A 17,005-nucleotide genomic window follows, 5' to 3' on the forward strand; every position below is an offset into this window, starting at 1 on the left:
TAGCCCGCGTCCCAGCCGTATAGCCGATCAGTTCAGATCCGCTTTGGCATCGTTTTCCGGGGAGCACGAAGTGAAGCGTGTCGTGCAGGCCACGCCCATGCTTTCGCAGCGTTCCAGTGCCGTCTGGGCCGCTTTCCTCGAATCCTTATGGATGAAATAGGCGAAGTTGTCGCCGGTCGGTTGCTCTCCCTGAATGCGCGCCAGGCTGAAGCAGGAATTGGAATAGGTCGCCAGCGTCTCGCAATGTGAGCCGGACTTGTTGCGGCACATTTCATTGACATTGGTCACCGCGGCATCCTTGCTCGGCTGGTTCTGCAGGTGGTAGACGGCGCCCGACGTATCGATCGCGGTGGCGCCCCAGATCGTTTCCTGGGGGATCTGCGATGTCGTGGTGTTGTCGTCACCGGTCTTCGACTTTGTCTGCAGTTCGGCCACCGTCTTTTCCAGGTCGGTCTTCTGCTGCTGCAGCGCCGTGAAGCTCGCCGTCATTTTCTTGAGCTCGTCGGCATAGAGGTCGCGTTCTTCCTGCAGGCGGCTGGACGTCTCGGATTGCGGCGGCAACGCCTGCGTGGCGCCTTGCTGGTTGTTGTCCGCATCGGCGACAAGCTGTTCGTTGCGCTGGTTGGCCGAGGCCAGATTGGCTTCCGCGTCCTTGAGCTTGGTATTGGCGTCCGCCAGAGCCTGTTCGCGGTCGGAGAGCTGCTGCTGGGTCTTGTCGAGCTCAGCCGAAAGCGACACTACTTTCTGATCGAGCGCGCCCTTTTCGAGACCAGCTTCCGTCGTCTTGTTGGCGATGGTTTTCAGAGCATCGATCTGGATATTGGCGACCGAAAGCTTGGCCTGCACGTCGCGCAACTGCGAGTCACGTTGCGCCACTTGCTGTTTCAGTCCGTCCATCTGCTTCTTGAGATCGCCGGTCTGCTTGGCGAGGTCGTCGTTCAGCGCCTCGGCTTCCTGCTTGGCCGTTTCCTTGCTGGAATTAAGGCTATCGTTGGCGTCTGCGAGCTTTTGCTGGGCATCGTGCAATGTCTGCTCGCGATCTGCGAGCAGGCTGTTGGCCTTGTCGAGATCGGCGCTCAATGATCCGATCTTCTTGCCGAGCGCGGCAATCTCGGCCTTTGCCTTGTCGCTGGCGTCCGTCTTCACGGCTTCCAATTGCGTGGTCGCGGTGGCGAGCTTGGCCTTCAGTGCAGTGATGGTCTTTTCTTTTTCGGTCAGACTTTTGCGGGCGGCGTCGCGGTCCGCCATCAGCTTCTTCGTCTCGCCTGCCAGGCTGCTGGAGCTCTTGTTCAGGGAGGCTGCCTTGGCGTCCTTGAGCTGGCGATCGAACTCCCATTTCTGCCGTTCGATCTGGTTGGCCGCAGCCTCGCGCATCTCTTTCATGGCGGTGCTGCTGCCATAGCCGTTCCAGACGGCACCGATGGCGGTGCCGGCGACAAGGCAGATCGCGGCGGCGATGGCAATGGGTTTCCAGGTCGAGGGGCCGTTGTCGTTGTCACCCAGCAGGGCCGGCTCCGTCTTGCTGTCGCGTCTGTCGTCATCATCGAGATCGTCATGCATGATCGACGGTTCGAAGGAATCCAGCAGCAGCGGTTCGGAAGGCGTGGAAGGCTTGTCGCCGGCCAATGCCTTCACCACAGCCGGTTTGGCTGGCCCAGCATCTGCCTTCCCGATCTCCTCGACCGGAGGTTGGGTCTTTTCAGCCAGCTTCGTCTCCGCCGGGGTTTCGGCCTTGACGACCGGTATTGTCTCTGTCGGAGTCTTGGCTTCCGTCGCCGAAATGTCATCTGTCGTGTTCGCGACAATCGGCGCGGCGATGATGGCAGCATCTGCCTCGTCAGCCCCGTTTGCATTATCATCTGCGTCTTCAGTCGGCGTCTCTTCCGCAAGGATATGTTCGATCGGCATCGCGATCGGCAGCGGCCAGGTCAGTAGCTCCTGGAATTCGCCGGTGGGCTGGTCGAGCACGAGGTTGGTCCCCGGCACGATCCGGCGCGCCAGTTCGGCGGCAATCGGGACGGTGACAAGGCCATCGGCGGTGGTCGCCTCGGAGGGCAGAATTGCCGCATTCTTCGACCAGCCACGCTTGGTCAAATATTTTTCGGTATAGGGATCGCGGAGCCGGAAGCGTGTCTCGCTCAGTTCGGCGCCGCGGATTTCGATCGCGGCGGCACCCGAAGAGGGGTCATGCCTGACTGATATATCCGTCACGTGTGTGAAACTCCATGGTTCACGTTGAATGCCGTCCCTTGCTGAATGCTTTTTTGCCCCTTGTAGTCGGGCAGATTGGCGAGATTAGGACGAATTGCGGATTGTCCTATCTTGCTCTCTAAATGGCTAAATTAGGCTGTGAAGCCTTCGCGGAGCATGCGTGACGCCGCTCCGGTCGCTGAGGTCAACCCTGTGACTGCAGCCACTTCATATATTCGGCAATCGTCGCATTGCCGATCTGCTGCATGACTTCTGGCGGCACGTTGGACCAGGCGTCGGAGGCCCGGCTCGGCACACTCTCCTGACCCTGAATACGGTGCAGGCGGGAACCGGCATTGTCGAGCACATCCCAGACATAGACGACCGTGATTTTCTTGCCGTCGGCGAAAGCGGAAAGATAGCCCTTGAGCACATGCTTGGCGGTCTGGTCGCTGGAGCCGCGGATCACCAGGCCATTGGCGCGGGCGGAATTGCCGAGCTCGCGCGACAGCGGCGTCACCGCCTGCACCGGTGCGCCGATGATCGGCAGGAAGCGGATCGTTTCGGCGTTGGTATTGGCGCTGTAGAGGTTGTTTGCCGGCTTGGCGTCGCTGTTGGATTTATAGAGATTGGCACTCAGCGTCGTCGTCTGCTGGGTATTGTTGGCGACGACGGTGTTGTTGGGCTGGGTCATCGACGGGTTGGTGTCGCCCCGGTCCAGCGCTTGCTGCTGGGCTTCCAGCGTGTTTTGCGGCGGCTGGCCATTGTCATCCGGCTGGCTGGACGCGTCCTCATCGATTTTCGGATAGCGTTTGTGGGTCTGTTGCCGTTCGACCGGCTGGTCGTTGCGCGCCGTCTGCGTGCTGTCGGCGTTCGGGACATCGGCCTTCGGCGTCAGCGCATCGGTGTTGCAGGCGGAAAGCAGGAGGCAAAGACCGGCGGCGGCCAACGCATGATAAAGCCCGCGCATGACTCAAAACCTCCGCCTTTGCCCCTATGGCGAAATTTATGATCGTTTCGTCGCCAGGGGTCAATTCCCAATTGTCATACGGAAATCATGTCAAGGCTATGGCGGCTCAAGCTTTTCGGCGCTTCCGCCGTGGTCAGGTAGGTTCGACCGAGGGTCATGGCCGTGCCGGTTTCCGAATCCATGATGATCATATGGACGAACAGCGTCATGCCCGGCAGGATCGGCTCGGGATTGCCGACATGGAACATCTGATGCTCCATCCAGGACGGCGAGAAGCGGGCGCCGACGGAATAGCCGCAAGCATTCAGCCGGTGGCGGGCCAATCCACGCTCATCCATGATCCGCGCATGCGTGTCGAATACGGTGCCGAAGGTGTTGCCCGGGATCAGCACCAGCTCGATCGCCTCGATGGCGTCGCGGCAGGCGGCATAGAGTTCCTTCTGCCGGTCGTTCGGCGTGCCGACAATGACGGTGCGCATCATCGGTGCATGATAATGAGCATAGGCGCCGGCCCATTCGAGCGTCAGCTGGTCGACCGGGTCGAGCTTGCGGCGGCCAGCCTTGTAGCGGCAGAGAAGAGCGTCGGCGCCGGAGCCGATGATGAATTCATTGGCCGGGTAGTCACCGCCGCCGGTGAAGACCGCGCCCTGCATTGCGGCGAGGATGTCGGCCTCGTCGGCACCGGGCTTGATCAGGGCAAGCGCTGCATCGAGCGCATCGTCGGAGAGTACGGCGGCCTTTTCGGCATATTCGATTTCGGCGGCACTTTTGACCAGGCGCAGGCGGCTGACGATATAGGAGGCGTCGACCAGCGTGCCGAAACTCACCAGCTGGTGGTCGAGCAGCTTGGCGTTGCGACCGGTCAGGCCGTGCGTGTCATATTCGACGCCGATCCGTTTGCCCAGCAGGTCGAGGTCCATCAGCAGGTTCTTGAGGTCGAGCGCCGGGTCGGCATTGATGCGGTCGACCCAGATGCGGACGTCTTCCAGGATCGAGGTCAGCTTCGCCTGGCGCAGGTCAGCCGAGCGGGTGAGCAGCACCATCTGGCCATCTGCCTTGACGATCAGCGACTGGAAGAAGCAGTAGCCGAACGTGTCGTAGCCGGTCAGCCAATACATGCTCTCCTGGGCGAAGAGCAGGAGAGCATCGAGCTTCTCCTCCTTCATCCGGGCTTTGAGGAGTTCGAGGCGGGCGGCAAATTCCTCCCGGGTGAAATGCAGAGCCATGGTGTCAACTCTCCCTGAGCATGATTGCCGATATCTGGCGGCCGTAGTCCGGCTCTTGGCGGTGGGTGGTGCGGCGATACGAGAAAAAATTCTCCTCGTCGGCATAAGTGCAGATGTCGAGGTTTTCGGCGCGGATGCCGGCAGCTTCGAGACGGCTGACGGTCAGCCCAGGCAGATCGAACATGCTATGGCCGGGCTTGACGGAAGAGACAAAGAATTTTGCCCAGTCCGGATTGGCGGCGATGAAGCGCTCGACGAATTCCGGCCCGACCTCATAATTTTTCTGCGCGATCGACGGGCCTAGGCTGGCGACAATGTTCTCGCGGGCAGCGCCGAGGCGGATCATCGCTTCGATGGTGTTTTCAAGCACGCCGGTGAACGCGCCCTTCCAGCCGGCATGGGCAGCGCCGATCACGCCCGCCCGGGCGTCGGCGAATAGGACCGGACCACAATCGGCTGTCAGGACGCCGAGCACGATGCCGGGTTGGGCCGTGACCTGGCCGTCGGCCTCGGCACGCTCGGACGGCGCTTCGGTGACCGTCACCACGTCAGGCGAATGGATTTGATAAAGTGTCGCGAGATGATCGGTGTCAGTGCCGAACCAGTTGGCGACGCGGGCGCGGTTTTCGCGGATATGATCGGGATTATCTTTCGAGCCGAGGCCGACATTGAGGCCGGCATAGAGAGAGCCTTCGGACACGCCGCCCTTGCGACCGAAGAAGCCATGGGCAATGCGGCCGCCGGCATCCGCAAGCAGCGGGCTCTCAACAGGCGACGGGCCGGATCTGGGGGCTACGTTCATCGGGTGGCCTCGTATTTCTGATTCGAACATATAGACGGATCGGCCCGGTCCCCGCGACCGTCAAACGCGACATAGATGGCGGTGACGGGCATGGGTGTCAATTGGCAAATATTGGGTCGGGCGCCGCCGCGCTGCTCCAGCCCTGCCGGATAAGACACAATTGCCGAATGCAGTTTCAAGCCTCGAACGGCGTCAGCTTCACTTCTGGGCTGGAAACGGCGAGGACCTTGAAAAGTTCACCCATTTCACCTTTCCGGTCGCCGACCAGTCTTTCGACCGCGGTCAGGATTTCCGCCTGCTTTGCGCTATCCTTGCCGGCTCCCAATGCGCCAGCGCGCTCGGCGATTCCCAGTTTCAGCAGGAATTCGCCCTGTGCCATCATGCCGTTGACATGGACGGAGCACGACTGCGCCGCCTCCGCCAGAGCGGCGAAATCCACATGGCTGGTGAGATCGGCTTCGCCGGGATGGGCGAGGGGCGGATCGAATGCATGGTTCAGCACCGCCTGCAGCGTGTCGCCGAAGCCAGGTGCCAGATGGCCGTAATCGATGAACAGCGCGGTGCCGCCGGATCTAAACAGCCGGTCGGAGATTGCCTGCATGACGGCGCTGCGGGCCGGGGCGATTTCGGCGATGGTGCCGGGCGGCACGTCACGGTGGCCGGCGGGCAGTAGCGACGGATCCACGCCGCCGACGCCGGCGGCGAAGGTCAGCCCTTCATTGCCGTCGAGGCCGACGAGACGCTCGCGAAATCCTTGCGGTATTTTCACGAACTGGCGGATCGGTACGGCATCGAAGAACTCGTTGCCGACCAGCAGTAGAAATCCATCCGGAAGTTCGTCGAAGCCATTGTGCCAATGCGCCTTGCCGGCATGGGCGGCCAAAGTCTTGGCCTGTATTTCGGCCAGGACCGGGCTGGTCTCGATAAGGTGGACCGTGGCGATCTCGTAGAGTTCGGGCGCGAGCCGCGCGACGACCCGCAAAATGTCTGCCATCATCGTGCCGCGGCCAGGGCCAATCTCGGCGATGCGGACGGCGCGCTTCGGCTTGAGGTGTCGCTCCCAGGCGTGGACGAGGAAAATGCCGATCATCTCGCCGAACAACTGGCTGACTTCCGGCGCGGTGACGAAATCGCCCCCGCGGCCGAACGGGTCGCGGGTCTTGTAATAACCGTATTCGGGGTCGGCGAGGCAAAGGGCAAAATAGTCGGTGACGCTGATCGGTCCGTTGACGCGGATGATCGCCCTTATCTTTTCGGCGAGCGGGGTCATGCGGCGCCTATGCGAGCTTCAATGCCGCCGCCCTGGCCCGCCAGATGCCCCAGAGGCCGATCAGCAGCATGGGGGTGGAGAGCAGCATGCCCATGGTCAGCCAACCGCCATAGAGATAGCCGAGCTGACCGTCCGGCATGCGGACGAACTCCACCAGGATGCGCGACAGCGCATAGAGCGTGACGAAGACGCCGGAGACGAGGCCGGGCGTTTTAAGACCGCGGCGGAAGAAGATCAGGAAAGCAAGGACCAGGCCGGTGACCAGGCCTTCGAGGCTGGCTTCGTAAAGCTGGCTCGGGTGGTGGGCGAAGGGTTCATCTGCGGGAAAAACCACCGCCCAAGGCAGGTCGCTTACCTTGCCGTAGAGCTCGCCATTGATGAAATTGGCGATGCGGCCGAGAAACAGGCCGAAGACGCAGGAGGCGGCCACGACGTCGAACAGCGACCAGACGCTGAGTTTGCGCCGATAGGAGAAAAGGATCATCGCGATCACCGTTCCGGTGATGCCGCCATGGAAGGACATGCCGCCATTCCAGATCTCGAAGGCGCTGAGCGGGTTGGAGGCATAGGCGGGCAGATCATAGAACAGCACATAGCCCAGCCGTCCGCCGATCACGATGCCGATCGCCGCCCAGAAGACGAAATCGTCGATGTCGAGCTTGGTCATCGCAGGCGTGTCGCTGCGCCAGAGTCTGGGCGTCGAGACGATGGTGCGGGCATAGAGCCAGCCGAGCAGGATGCCGACGACATAGGAAATGCCATACCATTTCACGGCGATCGGGCCGATCTGGAGGGCGACCGGATTGATATTGGGAAAGGGCAGGATCGCCAGTTGCTGGAAGGCTTCGATCAAGGCTTTGGGTCCGATTGTCCGTTCGGGTGCTGAGGGCGGCTTATAGCAAGGTTATTTTCGCGGCAACAGAGCCTCTCTCGCGATCCGGAAATTTGCCGCTCAGGTGGAATTTGCTTGCAAGCGACCGGGCTTGCTCCTACCTGAAAGACCATAGGGTTGAACCTTCGGAGGCATCGATGAACACCGGATCCAATCGCATTCTCGACGATTTCGCCAAGCTGATGACGGACGCCGCCGGTGCTGTGCAGGGTGTCGGCAAGGAAGTGGAAACCGCCTTCAAGGCGCAAGCCGAGCGCTGGCTCAACAGCATGGACCTGGTCAAGCGCGAGGAATTCGAAGCCGTGCGCGAAATGGCAGTGAAGGCGCGTGAAGAGAATGACGTGCTGACCGCGAGGCTTGCCGAGCTCGAGGCGAAAATCGCCAGTCTTTCCAAGTAAATCTGTGGATAGCGGGCTTGGAGATTATCCACAGCCCGTTTGACGTTATCTTCAGAAAAATCCGGCCCTGTGGATAGGGCCGAAAAACCTTTTTCCGAGAGTCGGTTATCTCCAGAATTTGAATCTGATTATCCGGCTCTCCGATTCTCGATTTGCCGAAAATGCGAACCATGGGGCTGGCGTCGGGACTCTGCCGCTATACACTGAATTACAGAATGATTCGAAGCGGATGACGCAAGTTCCGGGCAGGTTTTGAAGCTTAGTTTGCCCTTGTCGGTTCGCGGATCAGTCCAGGAAAGTTCCCGGTCCCCTTGCCGGTCGCATCAGCCCTTCGGCTGGCGCGGGCGCTTTGGGATTCCTCATATCAGGTGCTGCATGAGCCTTTTTGACGTCAAAGCCGAACGCCAGTCCCATCCGGTGGACACGATCGAGTTCGTTGCCGACAGCAACGACTGGGCCTTTGACCGTCCGGCCGATGACGAGATCGCCATGACAGTCGAGGGCAAATGGTCCGACTATCATGTCTCCTTCGCCTGGATGGAGGAGTTCGAGCAGATGCATTTTTCCTGCGCCTTCGATCTCAAAATCCCGGAGGCGCGGCTTGCCGAAGTGCACAAGCTGGTGATGCATATCAACGGCGATGTGCTGATGGGCCATTTCGATGTCTGGCCGCGTGCCGACATGGTGATCTTCCGCCATACGCTGCTGCTCGCCGGCGGTCTGGAGCCGACCGGGAGGCAGGTGGAAAGCCTGCTATCGCAAGCGCTCGATACCTGCGAAGCATACTACCAGGCTTTCCAATTCGTCGTCTGGTCCAGCATGAGTGCGCAAGGCGCGATCGCTGCGGTGATGTTCGAAACCGTTGGTGAGGCATGATCCCGGCGCTCTCCGGCCCTATCGTTCTTATCGGTGCGGGCAATATGGGTGGCGCCATGGCGCTTGGCTGGGTGAAGAACGGCATCGATCCGGCGTCGATCATCGCCGCAGACCCCAATCCTCCTGAAGCAATGAAGGCGCGGCTTGCTGAAGCCGGTGTGCGTTTCGTTGTCACGGCGCCGGAAGGCGTCGTCGCTGGCGTGATCTTCGTGGCGGTCAAGCCGCAGGTGATGGCCGAGGTGCTGCCGGCTTACAAGGCTTTGATCGGGCCTGAGACCATCGTCGTCTCGATCGCCGCGGGCAAGACGCTTGCCTTCCTGGAAGAGCATCTTGGCGAAGCGGCAATGGTGCGCGCCATGCCGAACACGCCGGCCATGATCGGCCGCGGGGTCACCGGCGCCTTTGCCAATCGCCGCGTGACATCAGCCCAGCACAAGCTTGTCGATGCAATGTTAAGCGTATCGGGACCGGTCGAATGGGTAGAGGACGAGGCTCTCATCGATGCGGTCACGGCGGTTTCGGGCTCCGGCCCGGCCTATGTCTTCTATCTCGTCGAGTGCATGGCAGAGGCAGGCCATAAATTGGGCCTGCCGGCGGACCTCGCCATGCGGCTCGCGCGGGCTACGGTGTCGGGCGCTGGTGAATTGCTTCATCAGTCGCTCGGCGCGCCGTCCGAACTGCGCAAGAATGTTACTTCTCCTGGCGGCACGACGGCTGCGGCACTTTCTGTGCTGATGGCGGAAGATGGCATGCAGCCGCTGTTCGATGCAGCGATCAAAGCTGCGCGCGACCGCGCTGAAGAGCTGGCGAAATAGCGATGTCGGAAACCATTTCTTATGCCGATTTCGAGCGTGTCGATATTCGTATCGGTACGGTGGTCGAGGCCAATCCCTTCCCCGAAGCACGCAAGCCGGCGATCAAGCTCGTGATCGATTTCGGACCGGAGGTCGGCGTCAAGAAATCGTCGGCGCAGATTACGGTGCATTACACGCCAGAAGCGCTGATTGGCCGGCAGGTGCTGGCGGTGGTCAATTTTCCGCCGCGGCAGATCGGTCCCTTTCGTTCCGAGGTTCTGACGCTCGGTTTCGAAGACGAGAACGGCGCCATCGTGCTCGCCCAGCCGGAGCGCGCTGTCCCCAACGGCAAGAAGATGATGTAACTGATCCGTCACGACGGTGACTCATTTTACCCGAATTGCTGCAGTAGATTCGGATGTCGGTGATTTGGGGAGACGGGGGCTATGCCACTCAGCGCTATTCATGAGCGTTTTCGCGTATCGTGCCTGCCAAGGGCTGCGGAAGTCGCCGAACGCTGGCAGGCGACGCATGTCGTGTCGCTGATCGATCCCGGCATTGCTGACGAACATGTACCGGTGATCCGCAACGCCGAGCATATCGTCGCCCGGCTGCGTGACCAGGAGAACTCGGTCGATACCACCCATTTTCCCGACATTGTCGGCAGCCTGTTCGACACCGTGCGTCCGGCRATCGAAAGCCCGCGGTCGCGCATTCTCGTACATTGCCATGCCGGCATTTCACGCTCGACGGCCTTCTGCTATGCGATGATCGCCCACCGAGCCGGGCCGGGGCTGGAAGAACAGGCTTTCGGCGCCTTCCTCTCCATCGTCAACAAGCCCTGGCCGAACCGCCGCATCATCGAAATCCTCGATGCCACCTGGGGCAGGGGAGGCGCGCTGCTGGCGCCGCTCGACGCCATGCGCGCCCGCTATCCACGCCGCATGGAGGCGTTGCACCGCTTCAACATCAAGCGGAAGTTCTTTGAACTGGTGCCGTGCGAAATTTACGGGCGTTGAGCGGATAAGTCGATTGGAACGCGTTTAAACCGGCACTCTGACCGTCGCCCTCAACCCACCCAGCGGGCTATCCGACAGCGTGACATTGCCGCCATGGCCGCGGGCGATGTCGCGGACGATGGCGAGGCCCAGGCCCGTGCCGGAGGCGTCGAGGTTGCGGGCTTCGTCGAGCCGGAAGAAGGGCTTGAACACTTCCTCCCGCATCGCTTCCGGAATACCGGGACCATCATCCTCGACGATGATGGTGAGGAATTTCTTGGAATTGCGTGCCTCGATGCGGATATTTTCCCTGGCATGCCGCCAGGCATTGGCCGTCAGGTTGGTGACCAGTCGGGTGAACGCATTCGGACGCACCGTCACACTGCTCTGTCCTTCGATCGAGGCGGTCAGCATCTTGCCATGCAGCGCCGCACTCTGCTCGAGCTGGGTGAACAGCTGGTAGAGGTCGAGTTCGCCCTGGTGCTCTTCGGTCTGGCCGCGGGCGAAATCGAGGTAGCCTTCGAGCATGGAATTCATGTCGTCGACGTCACGGTTCAGCCCGTCGAGGTCTTTTGGGCTCTCGGCAATGGCAAGCTGCAGGCGGAAGCGGGTGAGAATGGTCCTGAGATCGTGGCTGACGCCGGAGAGCATCATCGTGCGTTGCTCGATCTGGCGTTCGATGCGCTCGCGCATCTGCAGGAAGGCGAGACCGGCGCGGCGGACTTCGTCGGCGCCGCGCGGCACAAAGGGGTTCCCGGGCTTCTGGCCCTTGCCGAACAGTTCCGCCGCCTTGGTCAGGGCGACGATCGGCCTGATCTGGCCGCGCAGGAAGAGGATGGAGATGATGATCAGCACCAGCGACGTGCCGCCCATCCAGAACAGGAAGATCTGGGTGTTGGACGCATAGGCACGATCGCGGCGGGTAATGATGCTGAGGATGCGGTTGTCGGCGATCTTGATGCGGATTTCCATCGTCCGCGCATCATTGCTGGTATTGATCCAGAAGGGGCGGCTGACCTGGGCATTGATCTGTTCCGATAAAGTCCGATCGAGAATGGAGAACAGCGGGATGGGCTTCGGCGACGGCAGCTTGCTGCCGGATATGATCGCCAGCTTCAAGTCCATGGCGTCGTTGGCGATGCGGATCAGCTCCTTGTCGCTGATCGGCTGTGGCGACGTCTCTGCAAGATCGACCAGGGCGGCCATGTCGCGCGAGACATCGGCGGAGAGCCGTGTGGTCACCATCTGCCAGTGCCGCTCCATGAACACCGCGGCGACGACGATCTGCAGCAGCACCATCGGGATGATGATGATCAGCAGCGAACGCGCGAACAGACCACGCGGCAAATTGCGGCGCATGACGCGGCTGAGCGCGCCATCGCGGTAGATCGAGCGCTGTTCCTCGGGAACGAGGGGACTGCTTTCGATCTCGGAGGTCATCCGTTCTGGTCCAGACAGAGTTTATAGCCGATGCCGCGCACGGTCTGCAGCCAGACCGGGTTTGCCGGGTCATCCTCGATCTTGCGGCGCAGCCGGTTGATCTGCACGTCGATCGTGCGTTCGCCGACATCGACGCCATTGCCGGCAAGCTCGTGGCGGGCAATGGTCTGGCCGGCATTGGCGGCAAAGATCATCATGATCTCCTGTTCGCGTCCGGTGAGCCCGATCAGACCGGACCCTCGGCGCAGTTCTCGCTTGACCAGGGAAAAGTTGAAGGGTCCGAAGATCAGCTGATCGATCTTCGGCTTGGTCGGATTGACGGAACGCTTGAGGATGTTGTTGACCCGGAGAACCAGTTCGCGCGGATCGAAAGGCTTTGCCAGATAATCATCAGCGCCGGCCTCGAGGCCCGCGACGCGTGATTCCGCCTCGCCCAGCGCGGTCAGCAGGATGACTGGGATATTGCGGACTTCTCTCAGCGCCCCGGTCAGTGCGATACCGTTTTCGCCCGGCATCATCACGTCGAGCACCAGGAGGTCGAAATCGAGCCCTTCGAGCTTGCGGCGCGCCTCGGCAGCATCAGCGGAGACGGTGACGCGAAAGCCCTTGCCGGTCAGAAATTTCTGCAGCAGTTCGCGGATTCGCTTGTCGTCGTCGACGATCAAGAGATGCGGTGCATCGTCCAGGAGAGCGGCTTCCTCCGTCATTCTCTGTCTCCCTTGTCGCGCATGCCGCCTAGGAACCGGACGACATCGGCGCGTTTCGCCTCGTCGCCCAGTGCCGCGGCAATGCGGCGTGATTGCGGCCCGGCGAGCGCCAGCGCCAGTTCCCGGCCCGCCTGGGTCGGGTAGAGGCGGCGCTGCCTGCGGTCGTCAGGTCCTTCCTTCTGCCTTATATAGCCCGAATCGATGAGCTGTTTGAGGACCCGGGCCAAAGATTGCTTGGTAATCCTCAACGTATCGAGCAGATCGGCCACCGTCATGCCCGGATCGCGATTGACGAAATGCACGACCCGGTGGTGCGCGCGTCCGAAGCCGCTCTTTTCCAGGATCGCATCCGGATCGGAGATGAAATCGCGATAGGCGAAGAACAGGAGCTCGATGATCTCGAAATCGATATCGCCGTCACCCGTCATCCGCTCGCAGATGACGTCATCCTCGGTCTTTGCTGCGGCCGGCTTTTTCGCCAAGAACGGCTCCTTTGCATTTGAAGGAAATATGTCAGCTTCGTTGACTTAATTTCCAGCCCCTGTTAGCCTGAATCCGATTTTGAAGACAGGAAAAGTTCATCCTGAAGCGATTGCTACACGTTTGATGAACTTTCTTCAAACCCGCACACCCGCCGCCTATATCTTGTGGATGCGCCGGCGCGGGAGTATCACAACGAAAATAGGCGAAGTCGCCGGGAGGTTAAACCATGGCAGTTCCTTTTGACCAGTTGGACGGCGTTATCTGGATGAACGGCGAATTCGTGCCGTGGAAGGATGCGAAGGTCCATGTGCTGACGCATGGCCTGCATTATGCCAGCGCCGTCTTCGAAGGCGAGCGCGCCTATGGCGGCCGGGTGTTCAAGCTGACTGAGCACAATCAGCGTCTGCATGATTCCGCCGCCATCATGGGTTTCAAAATTCCCTATAGCGTCGCCGAACTCGATGCCGCGACGATAGAAACGCTGAAGCGCCAGGGCTTTTCCGATGCCTATGTCCGGCCGATCGCCTGGCGCGGTTCGGAGCAGATGGGCGTGTCGGCGCAGAACAACAAGATCAACGTGGCGATCGCCATCTGGCAGTGGGGCAGCTATTTCAACCCGGCCGAGAAGCTCAAGGGCATCAAGCTCGACCTCGCAGAATACCGCCGCCCCGATCCGATGACGATACCCTGCAAGGCCAAGGCGGCCGGCCTTTACATGATCTGCACCATCTCCAAGCATGCGGCGGAAGCCAAGGGCTATGCCGATGCGATGATGCTCGACTATCGCGGCCGCGTCGCCGAGGCCACCGGCGCCAATATCTTCTTCATCAAGGACGGCGTCATCCATACGCCGGATCCGGATTGCTTCCTCAACGGCATCACCCGCCAGACGGTGATCGAGCTCGCCAAGCGCCGCGGTATCGAAGTGATCGAGCGGCCGATCATGCCGGAGGAACTGACCGAGTTCAGCGAATGCTTCCTGACGGGCTCGGCGGCGGAAGTCACGCCGGTTTCCGAGATCGGCGGCAAGTGGACATTCACGCCCGGCAAGATCAGCGAGACGCTGATGAACGACTATATGAAGGAAGTCTATCCGGCCACGGCGCAGGCCGCCGAATAGACTGTTGCAAAAATATCAGAATTGCGAGGCGGCCTTCACGGGCCGCTTTTTTGTTGATGACTTTCCTGGAACCAGCCTCGCTCAAGCGCATTTGTTTCACAAGTTTCAGCCACCTGTTCCAGAGGTGACATGCCGGCGATACGAACGGGTGTAACAAGAAGGCAAGTTAAGTGGTGACTGCACGCCACATTATCGGACAAGGGAACAAACCAGTGAACATCGACACCGCCATCGAAACCCCGGTATCCATCCGCCTCCGCCCGATCGTTCTACTGGTCGCCGCCGTCAGCCTCTGCGTCGCGATGCTTCTGATCACGACCGCAAGCTTCGGCGCTTCGCCGATCAATTCCATGGAAGTGGCGAGCCTGACCTGAGCTCGTATCCTGGACGGCGCGGCCTTTCCCTGCCGGCCGCGCCGCCCGGTTTCTGCTCAGGCCGCAGCCGGGACTTTGTCGAGGAAGCCGACCACCTTCGTCATCCTGCCATTGTCGTGATGAACGATGTCGCTGCCTTCGATGATCGGTTCAGCACCTTCCGGTCCCAGCCCCCATGAAAAGCGCACCCAGCCATTGTGGCCGTCCGGCCTGCCCTTCAGCGAAAATCGGAAGCCGGGAAAGCGTTCCTGCACGGCGCCGATCATGCCGGACAGCTCAGTCGCATTGCTCGCCGCCATCAGCGGATCGATATAGCTCGCATCGTCAGCCCAATGGCGGGCGAAGAGCTTTTCGCGCTCGGCTGCTTCGATGGCGTTCCAGGTGGCGATATAGTTGCTGGCGATTTCATTGGCTTCGATCATGATATTCTCCTTCATGTCTCTGTTGACGAAGACAGGATCGGCGATCGAGGGAATTGTCTCAATTACCTCTGAGGTAAGTATACCTCTGAGGTAAGCGAAATGCGCATCGCAGGGTGACAACGCCCGCCTGCATCTATATCTCGGGCAGCAAAACGAGAGATAGGACAGTCCGATGCCGCAGCTCCAGGCCGGGATCATTCCGGTGACGCCATTCCAGCAAAACTGCACGGTGCTTTTCGATGCCGGGACGAATGAAGGCGTCATCGTCGATCCGGGCGGTGACGCCGACGTGATCCTGCAGACGATCGGCGAGAACGGCATCACGCTCAAGGAGATCTGGATCACCCACGGCCATCTCGACCATGCCGGCGGCGCGCTCGACCTCAAGCAGGCGCTCGGCATCGACATCATCGGGCCGCACCGCGACGACCTGCCGCTGTTGCAGTCGATGGAAGCCAGCGCCGCGAGATTCGGCGTCACCTCCGGGGTTCGCAACGTCACGCCCGATCGTTTCCTGGAAGAGGGAGAGACGGTGTCCTTCGGCGAGCATGTCTTCGAGGTCTACCACACGCCGGGTCATGCGCCGGGGCATGTCATCTATTTCAATCGCGCGCAGAAATTCGCCCATCTCGGCGACGTGCTGTTCAGCGGCTCGATCGGCCGCACCGACCTGCCGGGGGGCGATCACGGGCAATTGCTGGATTCGATCAGGGACAAGGTGCTGCCGCTCGGCGATGATGTCAGCTTCATCTGCGGCCACGGGCCGGGCAGCACGATTGGCGAGGAGCGGCGGAACAATCCGTTCTTGGCTGGTCTATAAAACGAAGCCCCGCCGGATCGGCAGGGCTTGTAAAGTCAGGAGCGTTTCCGGAACTTACTCGGCTGTGCAGAAGTGCTGCTTGCCGTCGTAACCCGCATAGGTGCCGGTGGTCGAATTAAAGGTGGAGAAGCGCTGCTTGCAGTAATTGCGCCACTTGGCTGTCCATGGCTGGAGGGTGCCCTGTTGTGCCATGTCGGTGTTGCGGTGGGTCACATGCTCCCGCTGCGGACGATCGGGGAAATAACCCTCGTTGTCAGCCTGGTCGTCTATCGGGCCGGTATCATCGGGATCGCCACTGTCCTGGTACTGGTCGTCGGGTGCGGTGCGAACGACATGATGGGCGCGCGGCGGTGCATAATCCGGATCGTCCGGATCCACATTGCCATCGGCCGGGCCGACATATTCGGCGTCCGGGCCGGGATCGCCTTCATCGACATAGACCCTTTCACGCGGCTGTGATAAAGCTTCGCCGACGATCACACCGGCCGTCAGACCGATAATGCCCGCCGCTGCCCAGCGGCCGCGCCAGCCGGGGCCATGGTGATAACGCCAGTAGCGGCCATGGAAGCCGCGGTCACGCCAGCCGGCGGACGACACTTCCACCGTGCTGGCCAAAGTGGCGATCACGGCGACGCCGAGGATAAGGGTTTTGGTGAGTTTTTTCATAGCGATCTTCCCTGCAATGGGCCGGCCATGGGCCAGACTTGGGGAAAATCTAGGGCTCGGCCGATGAATGTCGGCTGAACGGAAAAGGGCAAGTTTGTGGCGGCCGTGTATACCGCGCGGTGTCAATGAAAAGGGCGCCGCCTGCCATTCCGGCAGCGGCGCCGTGTATACACTGCGCCGATCAGGCCTGGATCAGCCGGTGACTTGAAGGTTGACGGCCTTCGGACCCTTGCCGCGGCGGTCCGGCTCGGTGTCGTAGGTAACTTTCTGGTTTTCAGTCAGACCGGTGAGGCCTGAAGCCTGCACGGCGGTAATGTGGACGAAGATGTCGGAACCGCCTTTGTCAGGTTTAATGAAGCCAAAGCCCTTCTCGGCGTTGAAGAACTTTACGGTGCCAGTATCGGCCATGGAATAATTCCCTTTCCTCGCCATCCCCTCATCGGAAGGCATCCTCACTTCTGCAGGCAGATTTCGACTGTAAGGAAAGGTCCTACTATCGTGGTAGTCGGCCGGTTTCCCGTCGTTCCGCCACCCGGAGCTTGTTGCGCCTCCGGCGC

Annotated in this window: 20 protein-coding genes; 8 read left to right on the plus strand and 12 right to left on the minus strand. The window is 60.8% G+C overall.

Annotation, left to right across the window (positions count from 1 at the left end; all coding sequences use genetic code 11):
• Nucleotides 1-27: 27 nt before the first annotated feature.
• The 6 genes from AC1DYF_RS05235 to lgt all read right to left on the minus strand — a co-directional run bounded on the left by AC1DYF_RS05235 (nt 28) and on the right by lgt (nt 7,311).
• Nucleotides 28-2,211, minus strand: a complete 2,184-nt coding sequence (locus tag AC1DYF_RS05235; RefSeq protein ID WP_477875623.1) for a DUF4189 domain-containing protein — start codon at nt 2,209-2,211, stop codon at nt 28-30.
• Nucleotides 2,212-2,395: 184 nt separating this feature from the next.
• Entirely contained in the window at nt 2,396-3,160 is a 765-nt protein-coding gene (locus AC1DYF_RS05240) for a hypothetical protein (RefSeq protein WP_477875624.1), read from the minus strand.
• Nucleotides 3,161-3,234: 74 nt separating this feature from the next.
• Entirely contained in the window at nt 3,235-4,386 is a 1,152-nt protein-coding gene (locus AC1DYF_RS05245; RefSeq protein WP_477875625.1) for a M24 family metallopeptidase, read from the minus strand.
• A 4-nt stretch (nt 4,387-4,390) separates the two neighbouring features.
• Nucleotides 4,391-5,188 (minus strand): peptidoglycan editing factor PgeF, encoded by a 798-nt coding sequence (pgeF, locus tag AC1DYF_RS05250; RefSeq protein WP_477875626.1) that lies wholly within the window; start codon nt 5,186-5,188, stop codon nt 4,391-4,393.
• Between the two features lie 175 nt (nt 5,189-5,363).
• A complete protein-coding gene (locus AC1DYF_RS05255) occupies nt 5,364-6,458 on the minus strand; it encodes a class I SAM-dependent methyltransferase (RefSeq protein ID WP_477875627.1) in 1,095 nt (364 codons plus the stop codon).
• Between the two features lie 7 nt (nt 6,459-6,465).
• Nucleotides 6,466-7,311: a prolipoprotein diacylglyceryl transferase gene (gene lgt / locus AC1DYF_RS05260; protein ID WP_477875628.1), complete on the minus strand. Its 846-nt coding sequence runs from the start codon at nt 7,309-7,311 to the stop codon at nt 6,466-6,468.
• Nucleotides 7,312-7,487: 176 nt separating this feature from the next.
• Here lgt and AC1DYF_RS05265 point away from each other — a divergent pair, with 176 nt between their 5' ends.
• The 5 genes from AC1DYF_RS05265 (at nt 7,488) to AC1DYF_RS05285 (ending at nt 10,437) form a co-directional block, all read left to right on the plus strand.
• Complete coding sequence (locus AC1DYF_RS05265; RefSeq protein WP_477875629.1) at nt 7,488-7,748, plus strand: accessory factor UbiK family protein; 261 nt, start codon at nt 7,488-7,490, stop codon at nt 7,746-7,748.
• A 375-nt stretch (nt 7,749-8,123) separates the two neighbouring features.
• Entirely contained in the window at nt 8,124-8,624 is a 501-nt protein-coding gene (locus AC1DYF_RS05270) for a type III secretion system chaperone family protein (RefSeq protein WP_477875630.1), read from the plus strand.
• Complete coding sequence (proC, locus tag AC1DYF_RS05275) at nt 8,621-9,439, plus strand: pyrroline-5-carboxylate reductase (RefSeq protein WP_477875631.1); 819 nt, start codon at nt 8,621-8,623, stop codon at nt 9,437-9,439. Before AC1DYF_RS05270 ends, proC begins: the two co-directional genes overlap by 4 nt.
• 2 nt (nt 9,440-9,441) lie before the next feature.
• The gene (locus tag AC1DYF_RS05280; protein ID WP_477875632.1) at nt 9,442-9,783 is read left to right on the plus strand and encodes a tRNA-binding protein; all 342 of its coding nucleotides are present in this window, start codon (nt 9,442-9,444) and stop codon (nt 9,781-9,783) included.
• 81 nt (nt 9,784-9,864) lie between these two features.
• On the plus strand, nt 9,865-10,437 hold the full coding sequence (locus AC1DYF_RS05285; RefSeq protein WP_477875633.1) for a protein tyrosine phosphatase: 573 nt from the start codon (nt 9,865-9,867) through the stop codon (nt 10,435-10,437).
• A gap of 24 nt (nt 10,438-10,461) precedes the next feature.
• Here the strand turns inward: AC1DYF_RS05285 and AC1DYF_RS05290 are convergent, their stop codons facing one another.
• From AC1DYF_RS05290 to AC1DYF_RS05300, 3 genes are all read right to left on the minus strand, one after another.
• Nucleotides 10,462-11,775 carry an ATP-binding protein gene (locus AC1DYF_RS05290; protein ID WP_477875668.1) on the minus strand — a complete coding sequence of 438 codons (1,314 nt, stop codon included), beginning with the start codon at nt 11,773-11,775 and terminating at the stop codon, nt 10,462-10,464.
• Between the two features lie 77 nt (nt 11,776-11,852).
• A complete protein-coding gene (locus tag AC1DYF_RS05295; protein WP_477875634.1) occupies nt 11,853-12,563 on the minus strand; it encodes a response regulator in 711 nt (236 codons plus the stop codon).
• Nucleotides 12,560-12,991 (minus strand): MarR family winged helix-turn-helix transcriptional regulator, encoded by a 432-nt coding sequence (locus AC1DYF_RS05300; RefSeq protein WP_477875669.1) that lies wholly within the window; start codon nt 12,989-12,991, stop codon nt 12,560-12,562. Before AC1DYF_RS05300 ends, AC1DYF_RS05295 begins: the two co-directional genes overlap by 4 nt.
• A 281-nt stretch (nt 12,992-13,272) precedes the next feature.
• On the opposite strand from AC1DYF_RS05300, the gene AC1DYF_RS05305 reads away from it, so the two are divergent.
• Together AC1DYF_RS05305 and AC1DYF_RS05310 are read left to right on the plus strand one after the other, a co-directional pair.
• A complete protein-coding gene (locus tag AC1DYF_RS05305; RefSeq protein ID WP_477875635.1) occupies nt 13,273-14,166 on the plus strand; it encodes a branched-chain amino acid aminotransferase in 894 nt (297 codons plus the stop codon).
• Nucleotides 14,167-14,378: 212 nt separating this feature from the next.
• Nucleotides 14,379-14,540, plus strand: a complete 162-nt coding sequence (locus AC1DYF_RS05310) for a hypothetical protein (RefSeq protein WP_477875636.1) — start codon at nt 14,379-14,381, stop codon at nt 14,538-14,540.
• A gap of 56 nt (nt 14,541-14,596) precedes the next feature.
• Here the strand turns inward: AC1DYF_RS05310 and AC1DYF_RS05315 are convergent, their stop codons facing one another.
• Nucleotides 14,597-14,962 carry a nuclear transport factor 2 family protein gene (locus AC1DYF_RS05315; protein ID WP_477875637.1) on the minus strand — a complete coding sequence of 122 codons (366 nt, stop codon included), beginning with the start codon at nt 14,960-14,962 and terminating at the stop codon, nt 14,597-14,599.
• A 172-nt stretch (nt 14,963-15,134) separates the two neighbouring features.
• Between AC1DYF_RS05315 and AC1DYF_RS05320 the strand changes: the two genes are divergently transcribed.
• Nucleotides 15,135-15,782, plus strand: a complete 648-nt coding sequence (locus AC1DYF_RS05320) for an MBL fold metallo-hydrolase (RefSeq protein WP_477875638.1) — start codon at nt 15,135-15,137, stop codon at nt 15,780-15,782.
• A 54-nt stretch (nt 15,783-15,836) separates the two neighbouring features.
• Here AC1DYF_RS05320 and AC1DYF_RS05325 read toward each other — a convergent pair whose 3' ends face one another.
• Entirely contained in the window at nt 15,837-16,448 is a 612-nt protein-coding gene (locus AC1DYF_RS05325) for a BA14K family protein (RefSeq protein WP_477875639.1), read from the minus strand.
• A 192-nt stretch (nt 16,449-16,640) separates the two neighbouring features.
• Nucleotides 16,641-16,856 (minus strand): cold-shock protein, encoded by a 216-nt coding sequence (locus tag AC1DYF_RS05330; RefSeq protein WP_477875640.1) that lies wholly within the window; start codon nt 16,854-16,856, stop codon nt 16,641-16,643.
• Nucleotides 16,857-17,005 lie beyond the last annotated feature (149 nt).

It is taken from the genome of Rhizobium sp. P2_G9 (assembly GCF_056403475.1).

Excerpts from the sequence above, each read along its gene's own strand:
- proC (WP_477875631.1), top strand. The coding sequence starts at position 8,621 with ATGATCCCGGCGCTCTCCGGCCCTATCGTTCTTATCGGTGCGGGCAAT.
- AC1DYF_RS05280 (WP_477875632.1), top strand. The coding sequence starts at position 9,442 with ATGTCGGAAACCATTTCTTATGCCGATTTCGAGCGTGTCGATATTCGT.
- AC1DYF_RS05240 (WP_477875624.1), bottom strand. The coding sequence starts at position 3,160 with ATGCGCGGGCTTTATCATGCGTTGGCCGCCGCCGGTCTTTGCCTCCTG.
- AC1DYF_RS05325 (WP_477875639.1), bottom strand. The coding sequence starts at position 16,448 with ATGAAAAAACTCACCAAAACCCTTATCCTCGGCGTCGCCGTGATCGCC.
- AC1DYF_RS05290 (WP_477875668.1), bottom strand. The coding sequence starts at position 11,775 with ATGCGCCGCAATTTGCCGCGTGGTCTGTTCGCGCGTTCGCTGCTGATC.
- AC1DYF_RS05265 (WP_477875629.1), top strand. The coding sequence starts at position 7,488 with ATGAACACCGGATCCAATCGCATTCTCGACGATTTCGCCAAGCTGATG.
- AC1DYF_RS05300 (WP_477875669.1), bottom strand. The coding sequence starts at position 12,991 with ATGACGGGTGACGGCGATATCGATTTCGAGATCATCGAGCTCCTGTTC.
- AC1DYF_RS05295 (WP_477875634.1), bottom strand. The coding sequence starts at position 12,563 with ATGACGGAGGAAGCCGCTCTCCTGGACGATGCACCGCATCTCTTGATC.
- AC1DYF_RS05255 (WP_477875627.1), bottom strand. The coding sequence starts at position 6,458 with ATGACCCCGCTCGCCGAAAAGATAAGGGCGATCATCCGCGTCAACGGA.
- AC1DYF_RS05330 (WP_477875640.1), bottom strand. The coding sequence starts at position 16,856 with ATGGCCGATACTGGCACCGTAAAGTTCTTCAACGCCGAGAAGGGCTTT.
- AC1DYF_RS05270 (WP_477875630.1), top strand. The coding sequence starts at position 8,124 with ATGAGCCTTTTTGACGTCAAAGCCGAACGCCAGTCCCATCCGGTGGAC.
- pgeF (WP_477875626.1), bottom strand. The coding sequence starts at position 5,188 with ATGAACGTAGCCCCCAGATCCGGCCCGTCGCCTGTTGAGAGCCCGCTG.
- AC1DYF_RS05315 (WP_477875637.1), bottom strand. The coding sequence starts at position 14,962 with ATGATCGAAGCCAATGAAATCGCCAGCAACTATATCGCCACCTGGAAC.
- AC1DYF_RS05305 (WP_477875635.1), top strand. The coding sequence starts at position 13,273 with ATGGCAGTTCCTTTTGACCAGTTGGACGGCGTTATCTGGATGAACGGC.
- AC1DYF_RS05245 (WP_477875625.1), bottom strand. The coding sequence starts at position 4,386 with ATGGCTCTGCATTTCACCCGGGAGGAATTTGCCGCCCGCCTCGAACTC.
- AC1DYF_RS05320 (WP_477875638.1), top strand. The coding sequence starts at position 15,135 with ATGCCGCAGCTCCAGGCCGGGATCATTCCGGTGACGCCATTCCAGCAA.